Origin of the sequence: Methylobacterium sp. J-030, assembly GCF_022829545.1 — a bacterium.
Classification (GTDB): Bacteria; Pseudomonadota; Alphaproteobacteria; order Rhizobiales; family Beijerinckiaceae; genus Methylobacterium.
Genome location: NZ_JAKSYM010000338.1, coordinates 1 through 15,442, shown reverse-complemented (window position 1 = coordinate 15,442; position 15,442 = coordinate 1). Strand labels below are relative to the sequence as shown.

Annotated in this window: 13 protein-coding genes; 7 read left to right on the top strand and 6 right to left on the bottom strand. The window is 69.5% G+C overall.

Translation table 11 applies throughout. From position 1 onward, the window contains the following. From MKK75_RS26095 to ybgC, 3 genes are all read left to right on the top strand, one after another. Nucleotides 1-262, top strand: a 262-nt coding sequence (locus MKK75_RS26095; RefSeq protein WP_279594142.1) for a Holliday junction DNA helicase RuvB C-terminal domain-containing protein, incomplete at its 5' end; no start/stop codon positions are given. Nucleotides 263-630: 368 nt separating this feature from the next. After that, nucleotides 631-1,353: a DUF4142 domain-containing protein gene (locus MKK75_RS26090; RefSeq protein ID WP_244045396.1), complete on the top strand. Its 723-nt coding sequence runs from the start codon at nt 631-633 to the stop codon at nt 1,351-1,353. 95 nt (nt 1,354-1,448) lie between these two features. After that, nucleotides 1,449-1,883, top strand: a complete 435-nt coding sequence (gene ybgC / locus MKK75_RS26085; RefSeq protein WP_244045395.1) for a tol-pal system-associated acyl-CoA thioesterase — start codon at nt 1,449-1,451, stop codon at nt 1,881-1,883. Nucleotides 1,884-1,886: 3 nt separating this feature from the next. Here the strand turns inward: ybgC and MKK75_RS26080 are convergent, their stop codons facing one another. Further along, complete coding sequence (locus MKK75_RS26080; RefSeq protein WP_244045394.1) at nt 1,887-2,675, bottom strand: HpcH/HpaI aldolase family protein; 789 nt, start codon at nt 2,673-2,675, stop codon at nt 1,887-1,889. A gap of 304 nt (nt 2,676-2,979) precedes the next feature. Here MKK75_RS26080 and tolQ point away from each other — a divergent pair, with 304 nt between their 5' ends. From tolQ to tolB, 4 genes are all read left to right on the top strand, one after another. Further along, the gene (tolQ, locus tag MKK75_RS26075; RefSeq protein ID WP_012317751.1) at nt 2,980-3,696 is read left to right on the top strand and encodes a protein TolQ; all 717 of its coding nucleotides are present in this window, start codon (nt 2,980-2,982) and stop codon (nt 3,694-3,696) included. Nucleotides 3,697-3,720: 24 nt separating this feature from the next. Continuing rightward, a complete protein-coding gene (locus tag MKK75_RS26070) occupies nt 3,721-4,167 on the top strand; it encodes an ExbD/TolR family protein (protein WP_244045393.1) in 447 nt (148 codons plus the stop codon). A gap of 10 nt (nt 4,168-4,177) precedes the next feature. Then, nucleotides 4,178-5,539, top strand: coding sequence for a cell envelope integrity protein TolA (gene tolA / locus MKK75_RS26065; RefSeq protein WP_244045392.1), 1,362 nt, complete (start codon nt 4,178-4,180; stop codon nt 5,537-5,539). A 68-nt stretch (nt 5,540-5,607) separates the two neighbouring features. Then, the gene (gene tolB, locus MKK75_RS26060) at nt 5,608-6,945 is read left to right on the top strand and encodes a Tol-Pal system beta propeller repeat protein TolB (RefSeq protein WP_244045391.1); all 1,338 of its coding nucleotides are present in this window, start codon (nt 5,608-5,610) and stop codon (nt 6,943-6,945) included. Between the two features lie 290 nt (nt 6,946-7,235). Here tolB and MKK75_RS26055 read toward each other — a convergent pair whose 3' ends face one another. From MKK75_RS26055 to MKK75_RS26035, 5 genes are all read right to left on the bottom strand, one after another. Next, on the bottom strand, nt 7,236-8,468 hold the full coding sequence (locus MKK75_RS26055; RefSeq protein WP_244045390.1) for an MFS transporter: 1,233 nt from the start codon (nt 8,466-8,468) through the stop codon (nt 7,236-7,238). A 182-nt stretch (nt 8,469-8,650) separates the two neighbouring features. Further along, nucleotides 8,651-11,200, bottom strand: coding sequence for a sensor histidine kinase (locus tag MKK75_RS26050; RefSeq protein ID WP_244045389.1), 2,550 nt, complete (start codon nt 11,198-11,200; stop codon nt 8,651-8,653). A gap of 372 nt (nt 11,201-11,572) precedes the next feature. Beyond that, complete coding sequence (ahcY, locus tag MKK75_RS26045; RefSeq protein ID WP_244045388.1) at nt 11,573-12,973, bottom strand: adenosylhomocysteinase; 1,401 nt, start codon at nt 12,971-12,973, stop codon at nt 11,573-11,575. Nucleotides 12,974-13,108: 135 nt separating this feature from the next. Beyond that, a complete protein-coding gene (locus tag MKK75_RS26040; protein WP_244045387.1) occupies nt 13,109-13,513 on the bottom strand; it encodes a CsbD family protein in 405 nt (134 codons plus the stop codon). Nucleotides 13,514-13,671: 158 nt separating this feature from the next. After that, the coding region (locus MKK75_RS26035) for a potassium transporter Kup (RefSeq protein WP_244045386.1) at nt 13,672-15,442 on the bottom strand (1,771 nt) is incomplete at its 5' end.

The following is a 15,442-nucleotide window of genomic DNA, read 5'->3' as shown; positions in this document are numbered from 1 at the left end:
CGACGTGATGGACCGCAAGTACCTGCGCCTGATCGCGGGCTCGTTCGGGGGCGGGCCGGTGGGGATCGAGACGATCGGGGCGGCGCTGTCGGAGCCGCGGGACGCGATCGAGGACATCATCGAGCCCTACCTGATCCAGCGCGGCTTCGTGCAGCGCACCCCCCGCGGGCGGGTGCTCACTCCCCATGCCTACAGGCACCTCGGGATGGCCGTGCCCCGGCGGGATCCCGGCAATCAGGCCGGTTTTTTCGACGGCAACTGACCGGACGTCGGCCCATACCTATGCGCTTCGGTCAGGTCAGCAATTCCATCGCCTCATATGCGGTTGCGCTGCGATCCCTGCCTCCGTCGAACCCCGTGTTGCGGCGCAAGATCGATAAGACGTTGGCGAGACAATGGTTTTGATTCCGCGTTTTCGTTCGTAAAGCCAAGCTTGTCGTTCAGGGTTGGCGCTGTCCCAGCAGTAAATAATTACGGTGCGGCATGGAACAGGGTCGAAAGGCGCCTGTTGTGGAGGCGACCGTGCCAAAGACATTCGGCGCCGGCAAGGCTGTCGTATCCGGGGCTCCGCCCCTTGGCACACGGCAGACCTTCGAGCCTTCAAGAACAACGTCAGGATAGACTTCCGCCATGAAGAGAATGACGCTCGCCGTCCTCGGCCTCTCCGCCGCTTTCACCGCGCCGGCCTTCGCGCAGGACGCGTTGCCGATCCGCATCCTGCCTTTCGCCAACCAGAACGGCGTCGGCGCCGCCGCCACCGAGACCCCGGTCTTCCGCGCCGAGGCCCTCCGTTCGGATGCCGCCAGCATCGAGGCGAGCCGGATCGCCCTCGAGCGCTCGCGCAACCCGCGGGTCCGCAACTACGCCAACCGGGTTCTGGTCGAGCGCAAGGCGACCACCGACGCCCTGTTGCCGCCGAACACCTCCCTGTCGCGCAACGGCACGGTCGTGGCTGACAACCAGGGCATCCGGACCGACCTGAGCAACCCGATCGGCCTCGTGCTCGCGCCGGTGACCGTGGCCGCCAACCTCGGCACCAGCATCGTGGGCGGCGCGCTGGGCGCGGTCGGCATCATCGACAACAGCCCGGCCGAGCCAGGCCGCCGCGTGGCGCTCGGTGAGCGCGGCCAAGCGCGCCTCGCGCAGCTGCAGTCGGCCCCGAATGGCCGCTCGTTCGACCGGACTTATGTCGACCAGCAGGCGCGCTCCGACGCCCAGACCCTGGCGCTCTATGACGCCTACGCGAAGTCGGGCGACAACGCCCAGGGCCGCAAGTTTGCCACCGAGGCGCTGCCCTACATCGCCGACGAGCACGCGCATTCGGCGAGCCTCGCCGACCGCATCGGCGGCTGATCGAACCCGCCCAAGCTGAACACCGCGAAGGCCGTCCCCCAGGGGCGGCCTTCGTCGCGTTGCGCGCACAGCCGGCCGGCCGCTAAAGGACCGGCATGAGCGCACCCGGCGACCCGAAGGCGGACGACGCTCCGCCGCACGAACTGAGCGTCCGCGTCTACTACGAAGACACCGACTTCTCGGGCTTCGTCTACCACGCGAGTTATCTGCGCTTCCTGGAGCGCGGGCGGACGGAATTGCTCCGCGGCCTCGCCGGCGACCAGTCCGACCTGCACCGCGTTGCACAGGGCCTCGTCTTCGTCGTCCGCCGGATGAGCCTCGATTTCGTCAGCCCGGCCCGGATGGACGACCTGCTAACGATTCGCACGCGGACGCAGGCGCTTCGCGGGGCCTCCATGCAGCTCGCCCAGGAGGTGCGCCGGGGCGACACGCTGCTGGTCGCCGCCGAGGTGACGGTGGCCTGCGTTCGCGACGGCCGCGCCGTCCGCCTGCCGGACGTTCTACGGAGACGGCTCGCGCCGGCCGAATAAGCGTCAGCCTGCCCGGGACGGGTCAGCCTGACGCAGCAATTGCGCGAAGGCCGCCGCGATGGTCATGGCGTCGTACTCGATCGAGACGAGCTGGAAACCCATCGCCACCATCTCGCGCGCCCGGGCCGCCGAGGGCGCGAAGGCGCAGGGCAGCTTGCCGGCCGCCAGGGTCTTGCGGACGATCTCGCCCAAGGCCGCCGTGACGGCCGAGCCCGACGGATCGATGGCCGCACCCCGGGACAGCGCGATCGACAGGTCGGCGGGCCCGACCAGGATGCCATCGATGCCCGGTACCGCCAGGATCGATTCCAGCGCGGCGATCGACTCCGCGGTCTCGCACATCGCGATGGTGAGCGCCCGGGCATTGCCGCCGGCGAGATATTCCGCCCCGTCCCGGAGCCCGGACAGCACGATCGCCCGGTCCGGCCCCCAACTGCGCTGGCCGACCGGCGGGAACTTGGCGGCGGCGGCGAGCGCCTCGGCCTGCGCCAGGGTGTTGATCATCGGCGCGACGATCCCGGCCGCGCCCGCGTCCAGCATCCGCGATACCATGGCGACATCGCCCACCGGCACCCGGACCAGCGCGGGCTTGCCGGCGAGCGCCACCTCGGTGATCGCCGCGCAGCTCGACCGGTAATCGTAGGCGCCGTGCTGCTGATCCAGCAGCACCGCATCGAACCCGGCCCGCGCCAGGGCGCCCGCAATGGCGGGATCGGCGATGCAGGACCACCCGAGGAACCGGGCATGGCCCGTGGGCAGGAGTTCCTGAAGACTGGGAACGGGAAGTGTCATGCGCTTCCTGTGCTGGTCTCGAAGCAATGCGCGACTCGGCGTGGTCGCCTGCGACCATAAGGGAGCCTGTTCCGGCAGGTCCACCCCGCGTCGAACGTTCGGACGCCTCAGGATCGCCGGGATCGAAACCGATCCTTAACCCTGCCGCGCCCTTAACAGACCCGCCGCCACGGCGGGGCGCGGGGGCTGCCGACGGCCCTTACTTTCGACAGATTCGCGGGCGACAGCGTTGATATCGCTCACGGATCCGGCGGACGCGGGCCTCGCCCGGCGCAGCGCGGTCCGGAGCAGGAGACCTCGACGGATGAACCCAGCCGACGCGATGCAGGCCGCGCCTGTCGCCGACATGACGCTGCTCGGTCTGTTCCTGCAGGCCCACTTCGTCGTGAAGATCGTGATGATCGGGCTGCTCAGCGCCTCGATCTGGTGCTGGTCGATCATCGTCGACAAGACGCTGCTGTTCCGCCGCACCAAGGCCGAGATGGATGCGTTCGAGGACGCGTTCTGGTCCGGCCGCTCTCTGGAGGAGCTGTTCCGCTCGTTCAACGACCGTCCGGCCACGGGGCTCGCCGCGGTGTTCGTCGCCGCAATGCGGGAGTGGAAGCGCTCGTTCGAGGGTTCGGGCCGCCAGATCCAGTCCCTTTCGCAGCGGATCGAGAAGCAGCTCGACGTCACCATCCACCGGGAGGTCGAGCGGCTCGAATCCCGCCTGCTGTTCCTCGCCTCGATCGGCTCGGCCGGTCCGTATATCGGCCTGTTCGGCACGGTCTGGGGCATCATGACCGCGTTCACCTCGATCGCGGCCTCCAAGAACACCTCGCTCGCGGTCGTCGCCCCCGGCATCGCCGAGGCGCTGTTTGCCACCGCCATCGGCCTGTTCGCCGCGATCCCGGCGGTGCTGGCCTACAACAAGCTTCAGGCCGAAGTGTCGAAGGCGCAGTCGCGCCTGGAGAGCTTTGCCGACGAGTTTTCCGCCATCCTGTCCCGCCAGATCGACGAGCGTCTCCCGCTCGCCGCCTGAGTCCGATCCGGAGGAGACACGATCATGGGCATGGCAGCAGGCGCATCGCAGGGCGGCAAGCGCCGCCGGCGCCGGAGCCGCCGCGGCGGTCCGATCAACGAGATCAACATGACGCCGTTCATCGACGTCGTGCTCGTGCTCCTGATCATCTTCATGGTGGCGGCGCCGATGATGACGGTCGGCGTGCCCCTCGACCTGCCGCAGTCGAAGGCCTCGCCGCTCAATTCCGACGTGAAGCCGATCACCCTGTCGATCCGCCAGACCGGTCAGATCTTCCTCGGCGAGGACGAACTCACCGACGACACGATCGTGCCGAAGCTCATGGAGACCGCCAAGACCGGGACCGAGGAGCGCGTCTTCGTGCGCGGCGACAAGCGGGTCGATTACGGACGGGTGGCGCAGGTGATGGCGATCGTGACCGGTGGCGGCTTCAAGAAGGTCGCCCTCGTGACCGAGCCAGAGCATCAGTAGGGCTGCTGCCGTGGAGTTCCGCTTCGACCGCAGGGAACCGGGTGTCTGGATCTCCGCCGGCACCCACGTGGTGCTCCTCGCGCTGGCGCTGTTCAGCGTCGCGGCCCCGGCCTTGCCGGAGGCGCAGGAGGGCGTGCCCGTCGAGGTGATCACCGAGAACCAGTTTTCGGAAATCACAAAGGGCGAGCGGCAGGCCGACAAGCCGATGCCGAACGCGACCTCCCGCGCCGACCGCAAGGCGGACAAGTTCGAGGATCGCGAGCCCGAGAACGCCAAGACCGATGCGCCGACCGCCCCGACCCGTATGGCCGAGATGAAGCTCGCCAACGCGGAGGAGATGCCTCTGCGCGCCGAGCCGGATCCGCAGGAGACGGCGCAGGCCGCCAAGGCGGCCCAGGAGAAGCGCGACGCCGAGAAGGCGGCTGAGAAGGCGGCTGAGAAGGCCGCCGAGAAAGCCGCCAAGGCCGCGGCCGACAAGGCGGCTGCGGAGAAGGCTGCGGCCGCCAAGGCCGAGGCGAAGGCCAAGGCCGAAACCGTCGCGAAGGCCGATGCCGAAAAGCGTGAGCAGCTGGAGAAGCTGATCGAGAAGCAAGAGGCCGAGGCCGAGGCGGCCGCCCAGAAGGCTGCCGCCGCGAAGGCGAAGGCCGATGCCGCCGCCAAGGCGGAGGCCGCGAAGGAAGCGGCCAAGAAGGCGGCCGACGCGAAGGCCAAGGCGGAAGCGGAAGCCGAACGCCAGAAGGAACTCGCCGAGGCGAAGGCCGAGGCCGAGCGCGAGAAGGCGGAGGCCGCCGCGAAGGCCAAGGCGGAGGCCGCCAAGGCCGAGGCTGCGGCGAAAGCTGACGCTGCCGCCAAGGCGAAGGCCAAGGCAATGGCGGACGCGAAGGCCAAGGCCGATGGGGAGGCCAAGGCGCGCAAGCAGGCCGAACTCGCCAACAAGTTCAATGCGGGCGATATTCGCTCGATGCTTGCCTCGAAGGCGCCGTCGCAATCGACCGGCGCCACCGGACAGGCGGTGCAGAAGGTGGCGGCGCTGGGCGCGGCGACCGGTAATGCCCAGCGTCTGTCGCCCTCGCTGCGGGATGCCCTGGTCGGCCTGCTCCAGCAGCAGATCGAGCGCTGCTACTCGGCCCCCCCCGGGGCGGCGCAGGGCGTCGTCCTGCCGGTGCTCGACATCCGCCTGAACCCGAACGGCTCGCTCAGCACCGAGCCGCGGATCATGCGCGGCGGGGCGAGCGCGGTGGACCAGTCCATCGCGCAGGCCGCGCTCCGGGCGGTCCGCCGCTGCGCGCCGTACAACATTCCGGCCACCTACGCGCCGTACTACAACGACTGGAAGGCCATCAACGCGGAGTTCGAGTTCACGGCGACGTGAGGCACTCCAGCCCTGCTTCCGCCCTGTTCCGACCGCCTCGTCAGATCGTCACTCGGATCCGACCCATCATGCTGCACCTGCCCTCCGTCGGGCGCCGCCCGACGTCCTGTACCGCGCGCCTGATCGCGCTCTTCGCCCTGTTGACGGCCTTCCTGGCTGGGCCTGCCCAGGCGCAGCTCCAGCTCCGCATCGGCGGCGGCAACTTCCAGCCGATGCCGATCGCCATCGCGGATTTCGGCGGCGATCCGAGCCTCGCCGGCCTCGTGTCCGGCGTGGTGACCAACAATCTGCGGCGCTCGGGCTACTTCACGCCCCTCGACCACGCCCGCTTCCCCGAGCAGCCGAACTTCGACGCCGCCCCGAACTTCGAGAAGTGGCGCGCCACCGGCGTCCAGGGTCTGGTCACCGGCCGGGTCGTCCGCGAGGCCGGCCGCGTCAAGGTCGAGTTCCGGCTCTGGGACGTGACCTCCGGCCAGCAGATGACCGGCCAGCAATACGGCACCGATGCCGCCAACGTCCGGCGCACCGGCCACCTGATCTCCGACGCGGTCTACACCAAGATCACAGGCCTCGGCCCCTGGTTCGACAGCCGCATCGCCTTCGTGGACGAGACCGGCCCGAAGGAGAACCGGCGCAAGCGCCTGATGGTCATGGATCAGGACGGCGCCAACGTCCGGGCGATCACGACCGGCGAGATGTCGATCGTGGCACCGCGCTACTCGCCGGCCACGCAGGACATTGCCTTCATGGCTCAGGCCAATGGCCACCAGCCGCGGGTGCAGATGATCAACCTGGAGACGGGGTCGCGGCAGGCGCTCGGCAATGTCGACTCGATGAGCGCGAGCCCGCGCTTCTCGCCGGACGGCCGCAAGATCGTGATGAGCGTCCAGCAGGGCGGCAATGCCGACATCGTGACGATGGACCTCGCCTCGAAGGCGCAGCATGCGATCACGAACGGCATGGCGATCGATACCTCACCGACCTACTCGCCGGACGGCACGCAGATCGCGTTCGAATCCGATCGCGGCGGCTCGCAGCAGGTCTACATGATGGGCGCCGACGGCTCGAACCCGCACCGGATCACCTTCGGGCCCGGCTCGGCCTCGCAGCCGGCGTTCTCGCCGCGGGGCGACCTGATCGCCTATACCCGCCAGCGCAACGGCGGCTTCGCCATCTGCGTGTCGAAGCCCGACGGCACCGGCGAGCGCGTGCTCACCGAGGGGTTCCACAACGAGGGCCCGACCTTCGCGCCGAACGGCCAGTACGTGCTGTTCTTCCGCGATCCCGGCGGCCAGGGTGGCGGCAAGCTGTTCATGGTCGACATCACCGGCAAGGTCGAGCAGCCGGTGCCGACACCGGCCTACGCGTCGGACCCGACTTGGTCGCCGCTGCTCGGCGGCCGGTGAGAAGGGCGCGGAGCCCGGCTCACCAATCGGGCTCCAGCCCGATCCGACGTATCCCTGCCGCCCCGTTCTGGGGGAAGCGGGGTATCGGCTTGGCGGCGTCGGGCGGCCGTCGCGGCGGTGAAACGATCGCGCCATCCGATGAGAAGCGGGCTCGTGCAGTCCGACAATTCCCAGTGCTAAGTCACTGATCAGTCGGAATTTATCCAAGCAGCCCCGATTTGGGGCCCGATTTGGATGGACCGGGCGCCCTGTCGGGTTCCAGCGGACCGACTTGCCGCTCCTACCCGGACTTACCCCTGCACCAGCAACCGGTCGCGATCCCTGAGCGCCGGAAACAGCTTCCCCCATAGCAGTGCGACCCCGACCGTCGCGGCGCCGCCCGCCACCACCGCCGGGACCGCCCCGATCGCGGCGGCCAGCACGCCGGATTCGAACTCCCCGAGTTCGTTCGAGGCGCCGATGAACACCGTGTTCACCGCCGAGACCCGGCCGCGCATGGCGTCGGGCGTCTCCCCCTGCACGAAGGTCTGGCGGACATAGACCGAGATCATGTCGGCGGCGCCGGTGACGAACAGGCAAGCCATCGACAAAGGCAGCGAGGTCGAGAGGCCGAAGACGACCGTGGCGACGCCGAACAGAGCCGCCGCCCGGAGCATGCGCAGGCCCGCATGGCGCCGGAGGGGATAATTCGCCAGCAGCACCGCCATGGTGACGGCCCCGAAGGCGGGCATGCTGCGCAGCGCCCCGAGCCCGAGGGGCCCGATATGCAGGACCTCCCCGGCATAGATCGGCAGCAGCGCCGTAGCGCCGCCGAGGAGAACGGTGAACAGGTCGAGGCTGATCGCGCCCAGCACCACCGGCTGCGAGCGAATATAGCCGATCCCCGCCGACAGGGCCGCCCAGGTGATCGGCGGCCGCTCGGCGACGGAAGCTGGCCGGAAGCGGATCAGCGCCGTGAGCAGGCTCGCGAGCGCGAAGCTCGCCCCCGCCCCGCCGAACACCACCGCCGGCCCGAGGGCGTAGAGGAAGCCGCCGAGCGCCGGGCCCATCACCGAGGCGCTCTGCCAGAGGGAGGCGTTCCACGCGATGGCTGAACTGAACCGGTCAACCGGCACCAGGGTCGGCAGCAGGGCCTGGAGGGCCGGATTGGCGAAGGCCCGGGCGGTGCCGACGAGGATCACGAGGGCGTAGATCGGCAACACGGCCTGGACACCTGCAAGCGCGCAGGCGAGCAGGCCGAAGCTCGCCACGCTCTGGAGCGCGAAGGCTCCGGCGCCGACGAGGCGGCGGTCATAGGCATCTGCGACATGACCGGTGATCAGCGCGCAGACGATCGCCGGCAGGAAGCCGGCGAGGCCGACGAGGCCGAGAGCCAGGGCGGAATGGGTCAGGTCGTAGACGAACCAGCCGATCGCCACCGCCTGCATCTGGTAGGCGAGGCCCGTGAGGAACCGGGCGGCGCCGAACAGGCGGAAGTCGCCGATGCCGAAGACGGCCCAGCCGGAGCGATCCTGTGTGGACATGTCCCCTGCTGCGCGGGCCGGGCGGAAGAATCAAGCCTGACGGCTTCGGCGGCGTCGATCGGAGCGCCCGTCGCGCCGCCAAGAGCCGTGCCCGATCGCGGGGCAATCGCGCAAGGCTCCGAGCCTTTGTCGTGACGCGGTCCCTTGAGCCGAACCGGTATCCACTTCGGCGGAGAGCGCCCTCAGTTCAGAGCCAGCCCGGGCTTTCGCGGGGCCGTGGCCGGCTGGGCCGGGGGCCTGACATCCAGGACCGGATCGCGGCGGGCCCGGGCGTTCGGATCGAGCGGGAAGGTGCAGGTCACGCAGGTGCCCTCGCCGGGGGCCGTCTCCAGATGGACCCGGCCCCCGTGCAGTTCCACGAAGGAGCGGACGATCGACAGGCCGAGGCCGACGCCCCGATGCCGCGTGCCGAGGGTGTGGCTCTCGAACCGGTTGAAGACCGAATCGGCGATCTCGGCGGGCATGCCGCGGCCGTGATCCCGCACGCTCAGGAGCAGGTCAGGGCCGCTCCGGCGGGCATGGACGTCCACGCGCTGGCCGGCCTCCGAGAAGCCGACGGCGTTCGAGAGCAGGTTGAAGAGGATCTGGCGGACGCGCTTCCCGTCCGCGTGCACGCTGCCGATATCCTCCGGCACGTCGAGGGAGAGGGTGATGCGCGATTCGGCAAGCCGATCCTCGATGCCGCGCACCGCCGCCTCGACGGTGGCCTGGACGTCCACATCCTCCCGCTGCAACTCCAGCGAACCAGCATCGATCGAGGCGAGGTCGAGGATGTCGTTGATGATGACCAGCAGCGCCGCCGAGGATCGCATGATGTGGTCGGCGTATTCGCGCTGCCGCTCGTTGAGGGCGCCGACCGTCTCGTCGCCCAGAAGCTGCGTGAAGCCGATGATGTTGGTGAGCGGCGAGCGCAGCTCGTAGGAGACGTGGTGCACGAAGGTGTCGCGCAGCTGCGCGGCCTTCTCGAGGGCGTCGTTCTTCTCGGTGAGCGCCCGCTCGACGTTCACGCTCGCGGTGATGTCGATGAGCGTCAGCAGCGTCGCGCCCTCGGGCAGCGGCTGGGCGGCGCAATCCAGCACGGTGCCGTCGGCCACCTTGAGGCGGCAGGCGTGGGCGGTCCGCGATTCGAGCCCGACCACCGCGTCGCGGATGTCGAGCCACGGCTCCTCCTCGGGGGCGAGTTCGCGGCAGGCCGCGATGACGGCATCGACGTGCGGGCGCTCCTCCACCATGGCGGGGTCGAGCCGCCACACGGTCAGGAAGGCGCGGTTGGCCAGGGTCAGCCGGCCGTCGGCGCCGAACACCGCAACGGGCTCGGCCAGGGTGTCGAGGGTCTCGGCCTGCAGGCGGCGCAGGGCGTTGTAGCGGGATTCCGCGTTCAGATGGTCCGAGACGTCGTCGAACAGGTAGGTCAGGCCGCCCTGCGGGTTCGGATCCGCCACCACGCGGAGCGTCCGCCCGTCGGGCAGGTACCACCACGTCTGGTTCGCCTCGGCGGCGCGGTAGGCGGCGAGCACGCCCTGCTTCCAGCCGCGGAAATCGGCGTGCTCCTCCAGCTTCCGCTTCGCGCGCAGGTGGTCGAGGATCTCGCCGTCCGACGGGCGGCCGTCCAGGAAGGCCTGATCGAGGTCCCAGAGCTGGCGATAGGCGGCGTTGTGGAAGATCAGCCGCTGCGACACGTCGAACATCGCCACTGCGGTCGGAAGTTGGTCGAGGGTGCGGACGTTGGCGTTCATCTGCCGCTGTAGGTCGGCGCGGACGCTCTCCAGCTCCGACACGTCGATGGCGATGCCGACCCGGCCGGTCTCGAGGCTGGTCTCGAACACGTCGAGCGTGCGCCGGTTGCCGGCCACGACGGCCGAGAGCCGCGGCAGGCTCCGCGTCAGGCCGGCGGCCCGGGCTGCCTCCTCGCGGGCGATGGTCTCCCGGGCCGGCCGGTCGAACAGCTCCAGACCGGCATCGAGGGCGGCCTCGCGGCTCTCCGCCTCTACGGCGCCGACGTAGGCGGCGTTGACCCAGCCCAGGCTGCCCTCGCGGGTGCGCCGCCAGACCGGCTGCGGGATCGCATCGAGGAGGCCGGACAGGGCCGAGAGGCCCCGGCGGGTCTCGTCCAGGGTGGCGCGCAGGTCGGCGATCTCGCTGCGTTCCTGACTGGTCTCGCGCAGGCGCAGGAGCGCCCGGCCGGCCAGCGCCTGCCCGTGCGCCTCGATGCTGCGCCCGTTCTGCGTCCGCAGGCTCAGCGTGAAACTCGTGCCGCGCGTCCGCAGGGTCTCGACGGCGGCCTCGACCGCCGTGGCGTCCGCCGCGACGAGCCATGTGCCGAAGGCCAGAACGCGGCGGGCATGGCCCGAAGCCGGCCGCTCGCCGTGAATCGCGAGGCTGATGTCGCCCTCCACGACCGGCTCGCTGCGCCGGTCCCAGGTGACGATGACCTGACGCTCGGCATTGAGCAGCATCTCGGCGCGGTCGTGGGCGCCGCGCAGGACGTCGAGGGCCGCGGCAAGTTCGCGTTCGCGGCGGGTCCAGCGGTTGCGCTCGTAGAGATGGAGCAGCGACAGGATGACCGCGAAGGCCACGAGGCCCCCGAAGATCGCCAGCGCGGCCACGCTGTGGATCTCGCGCGTCGAGTGGGCCGCGGGGACATCGGCGAGTTCGGCCAAAGCCGCGCTCGCCGTGGTGAGGGCGAGCGCACCCACGCAGATCCGAACGTGGGTCGCACGACCGACACCCATAGCTTGCCCCGCCCCCCAGCATCGACGGCGGTGCGAGCGGCGCGCGCCATCGCGCGGCACAGGACGCACCGTCCCCGCGGCGATTCTCCCGAACCGGCGCGGCCCCATCGATCAAAGATTCGCCGGTACTCTACCGTGCGTAGGAATCTGCCCGGAAGGGGAACGAAGCGTGGCTGTGGGCCGGCTGCGCATAATCAGTCGTTAACGACACACAGAAGACACAGTCCGATCGCGCATACACCGCTTGACAAACAGAGAGGCCCGACGCAGCGCGCCGGGCCTCTCGGAAGTCGCAGGGGACGGGCGCGAAGCCCGGATCGGCTGCCGCATCTACAACCGCTGGTTGGGCGCTTCGCCGCGCCCGCCGTGGCGTCAGTAGCGGTAATGCTCGGACTTGAACGGGCCGCTCTCGGAGACGCCGATATAGGCGGCCTGATCGGGGCGCAGCTTCGAGAGCTTCACGCCGATCTTCTCCAGGTGCAGGGCCGCGACCTTCTCGTCGAGCGCCTTCGGCAGGGTATAGACTTGGCGCTGGTACTTGCCCGGGTTGGACCACAGCTCGATCTGGGCCAGCGTCTGGTTGGTGAACGAGGCCGACATCACGAAGGACGGGTGACCGGTCGCGTTGCCGAGGTTCACGAGCCGCCCCTCCGAGAGGAGGATGATCCGGTGGCCATCGGCGAACTCGATCTCGTCGACCTGCGGCTTGATGTTGTTCCACTTCAGGTTCTTCAGGCCGGCGACCTGGATCTCGTTGTCGAAGTGGCCGATGTTGCAGACGATCGCCCGATCCTTCATCGCCCGCATGTGGTCGATGGTGATGATGTCCTTGTTGCCCGTGGCGGTGACGAAGATGTCGGCGCGCGGCGCGGCATCCTCCATGGTCACGACCTCGTAGCCCTCCATGGCGGCCTGGAGCGCGCAGATCGGATCGATCTCCGACACGAGCACGCGGCAGCCGGCATTCCGCAGGGACGCGGCCGAGCCCTTGCCCACGTCGCCGAAGCCCGCCACCATGGCGACCTTGCCGGCCATCATGACGTCGGTGCCGCGGCGGATGCCGTCGACCAGCGACTCCTTGCAGCCGTAGAGGTTGTCGAACTTCGACTTGGTGACCGAGTCGTTCACGTTGATCGCCGGGAAGAGCAGCTTGCCCTCCTTGGCCAGCACGTACAGGCGGTGCACGCCCGTGGTGGTCTCCTCGGAGACGCCCTTGATGCTGTCGGCGAGACCGGCGAACCAGCCCTTCGGCTTCTCGGCGAGCTTCTTCTTGAGCAGCGCGAAGAAGACCTCCTCCTCCTCGCTCTCGGGCTTGTCGAGAAAGGCGGTGTCGCCGTTCTCGGCGCGCAGGCCGAGATGGACGAACATGGTGGCATCGCCGCCGTCGTCGAGGATCATGTTCGGCATGCCGCCGTCATGCCAGTCGAACAGGCGCGAGGTGTAGTCCCAGTACTCCTCCAGGGTCTCGCCCTTCACGGCGAAGACCGGGATGCCGGCGGCCGCGATGGCGGCGGCGGCGTGATCCTGGGTCGAGTAGATGTTGCAGGAGACCCAGCGGATGTCGGCGCCGAGCGCCTTCAGGGTCTCGATCAGCACGGCGGTCTGGATCGTCATGTGGAGCGAGCCGGCGATCTTGGCGCCCTTCAGGGGCTGCGCCGCACCGTACTCCTCGCGGACCGCCATCAGGCCCGGCATCTCCGTCTCGGCGATCGAGATCTCCTTGCGGCCGTAATCGGCCAGCCCGATGTCCTTGACGATGTAATCCTTGGCCATGAGTCGACGGCTCCGTGTTGGCGGTGGGGTTCGGCGCGAGCCTCTACCACCTCGCGGGCCACGAAGCAATCAAGACATAAAGATGTCTTTATACGTTCTGAGCGGCGGGGCGGCCGTCAAGCCGCCCCGGCGTCTTCAGCGGCTCGGACGCGCCAGCCACCCAAGGCCGAAAGCGACGGCGGCTACGAGGGCGAGCGTCGTGCCGCGATTCTCGTCCGCGCGCGCCGCGAGGTGGCGACCGTGGCGGACGGCGCGGTCCCGGTAGTGCTGCCCGCGCTCGACGGCCTCGTCGGCCAACTCCCGCCCGCGCTCGCTGGCCTCACGGAACCGCGTGCGGCCCTCCTTGACGAGATGCTCGCCGCCGTGGCGCAGGTCGCGCACGGCATCGCGGGCCTCGCCGTAGGCGTATTGCGCGGCGCCGGCGGCCTGCTCGTAGGCGCCGTCGAGCTGGTTGCCCGGGCGGCCGCGGATCGCGCCCGCCGCCGTCTTGGCCCGGCCGCGCAGGTGGCGGATCCCGCCTTCGAGATGGTCCTTGTTCATCGTGTTCCTCCGATCCGGCGGGGGCCTGGGTGGCCGACCGCCTGCGTCGGGGCGGAACGAGGATGAGGGCTCACGGTTCCGCTTGGATCGAGGGTGGTATCACACGTTTCGGTGCGTCTGGGCCCGCCTGTGCCGGTTCGGCCTCGGCCGCGGATCCCTCAGATCTCGATCTCGGTCCCCACCTCCACCACCTGCCGGGTCGGCACGCCGAAGAAGGCGCCGGTGCGCTCGGCGTTGCGCTGCATGAAGGCGAACAGGCCCTCCCGCCAGGGTGCCATGCCGCGGGTGTCCTCCTTCGGGATGATCGTCTCGTGCCCGACGAACACAGTCATGTCGTCGAGCACATGCGGCGGCAGGTGGCGGGACTCGACCGCGCAGGCCAAGCCTTCCGGGATCGAGGCTTCCTCCATGAAACCGTAGCGCAGGATCACCCGGTAGAAGTCCGGCGCCAGGATCGTCACATGCGCCCGCTGCTCCCGCGGGACGGTCGGCGTCTCCTCGTAGAGCGCCGTGATGATCAGGATGCGCTCCATCAGGGCGTGGTTGCGCTCCACGAAGCGTGAGAGATGCAGCGGGATCCCGTGCTCGGCCGCCGACAGGAAGGCCGCCGTGCCGGGCAGGCGCAGCAGGTCCCGGTGCTGGAGGCCTGCGAGGAAGACGTCCTCCGGCTGCCGCAGGGCGGCCCGGGCCTCCTCGACGAGTTCGTTGCCTGTCTTCCACGTGAGCATCATCAGCGCGACGAAGCCGGCAAGCACCAGGGGAAACCAGCCGCCCTCCAGCACCTTCACGCTGTTGGCGGCGAAGAACACGGTATCGATGGCCAGGAAGACGCCGTTCACCAGCACCACGAGAACCGGATTGTAGCCCCAGCGGAGCGCGATTAGCGCGGCGAGCAGCGTCGTGATGCCCATCAGCATCGACACCGCGATGCCGTAGGCGCCGGCGAGCGCATCGGAGGAGCCGAACATCACCACCGCCACCAGGGTGGCGAGCGCCAGCAGCCAGTTCACCACGGGCACGTAGATCTGCCCGCGCTCGTCGCGCGCCGTCTGCACGATGCGCATCGCCGGCAGGAAGCCGAGCTGCACCGATTGCTGGGTCAGCGAGAACACGCCTGAGATGATCGCCTGCGAGGCGATGACCGTCGCCATCGTGGCGAGCCCGACCAGCGGATAATGCGCCCAGTCGGGGCACAGGCGGAAGAACGGGTTCTCAAGGGCGTCGGGGGCGGCGATCAGCAGCGCGCCCTGCCCGCAATAGTTGAGCACCAGCGCCGGCAGCACCAGGGCGAACCACGCCAGCCGGATCGGCAGAGCGCCGAAATGGCCGAGATCGGCGTACATCGCCTCGCCGCCCGTCACCGCCAGGAACGCCGCACCGAGCATCGCGAAACTCACGGCCAAGCCCGCATGCAGCATGAAGTCCAGCGCCCGGAACGGGTTGATGGCCGCCAGGATCTCGGGTCGGTGCAGGATTCCGCCAATCCCCAGGAGGCCCAGCACGACGAACCAGACCAGCATCACGGGCCCGAACACCCGGCCGATGGCGGCCACGCCCTTGTACTGGACGAGGAACAGCCCGATCAGGATCACCAGCGTGATCGGCACCACGTACGGCCCGAGCGAGGGCGCATCGACCTTCAGGCCCTCGATCGCCGAGAGCACCGAGATCGCCGGGGTGATCGCCCCGTCGCCGTAGAGCAAAGCCGCCCCGACCAGGCCGACCACCAGCAGCAGCGCCTTCCACGAGCCAGGTCGCGCCTGCCGCGCGCCGAGCAGGGCCAGCATGGCCACGATGCCGCCCTCGCCGCGGTTGTCGGCGCGCAGGATCAGCACGGCGTATTTCAGCGAGACGATCAGGATCAGCGACCACAGGATCAGCGACACCGCGCCGGTCGCGGCGGCCGGCACCGAGGCGCCGCCGCTGGTG

What these genes read in the sequence shown, in the direction of transcription:
- MKK75_RS26090 (WP_244045396.1), top strand. Translation starts at nt 631, where the DNA reads ATGAAGAGAATGACGCTCGCCGTCCTCGGCCTCTCCGCCGCTTTCACC.
- ybgC (WP_244045395.1), top strand. Translation starts at nt 1,449, where the DNA reads ATGAGCGCACCCGGCGACCCGAAGGCGGACGACGCTCCGCCGCACGAA.
- MKK75_RS26080 (WP_244045394.1), bottom strand. Translation starts at nt 2,675, where the DNA reads ATGACACTTCCCGTTCCCAGTCTTCAGGAACTCCTGCCCACGGGCCAT.
- tolQ (WP_012317751.1), top strand. Translation starts at nt 2,980, where the DNA reads ATGAACCCAGCCGACGCGATGCAGGCCGCGCCTGTCGCCGACATGACG.
- MKK75_RS26070 (WP_244045393.1), top strand. Translation starts at nt 3,721, where the DNA reads ATGGGCATGGCAGCAGGCGCATCGCAGGGCGGCAAGCGCCGCCGGCGC.
- tolB (WP_244045391.1), top strand. Translation starts at nt 5,608, where the DNA reads ATGCTGCACCTGCCCTCCGTCGGGCGCCGCCCGACGTCCTGTACCGCG.
- MKK75_RS26055 (WP_244045390.1), bottom strand. Translation starts at nt 8,468, where the DNA reads ATGTCCACACAGGATCGCTCCGGCTGGGCCGTCTTCGGCATCGGCGAC.
- MKK75_RS26050 (WP_244045389.1), bottom strand. Translation starts at nt 11,200, where the DNA reads ATGGGTGTCGGTCGTGCGACCCACGTTCGGATCTGCGTGGGTGCGCTC.
- ahcY (WP_244045388.1), bottom strand. Translation starts at nt 12,973, where the DNA reads ATGGCCAAGGATTACATCGTCAAGGACATCGGGCTGGCCGATTACGGC.
- MKK75_RS26040 (WP_244045387.1), bottom strand. Translation starts at nt 13,513, where the DNA reads ATGAACAAGGACCATCTCGAAGGCGGGATCCGCCACCTGCGCGGCCGG.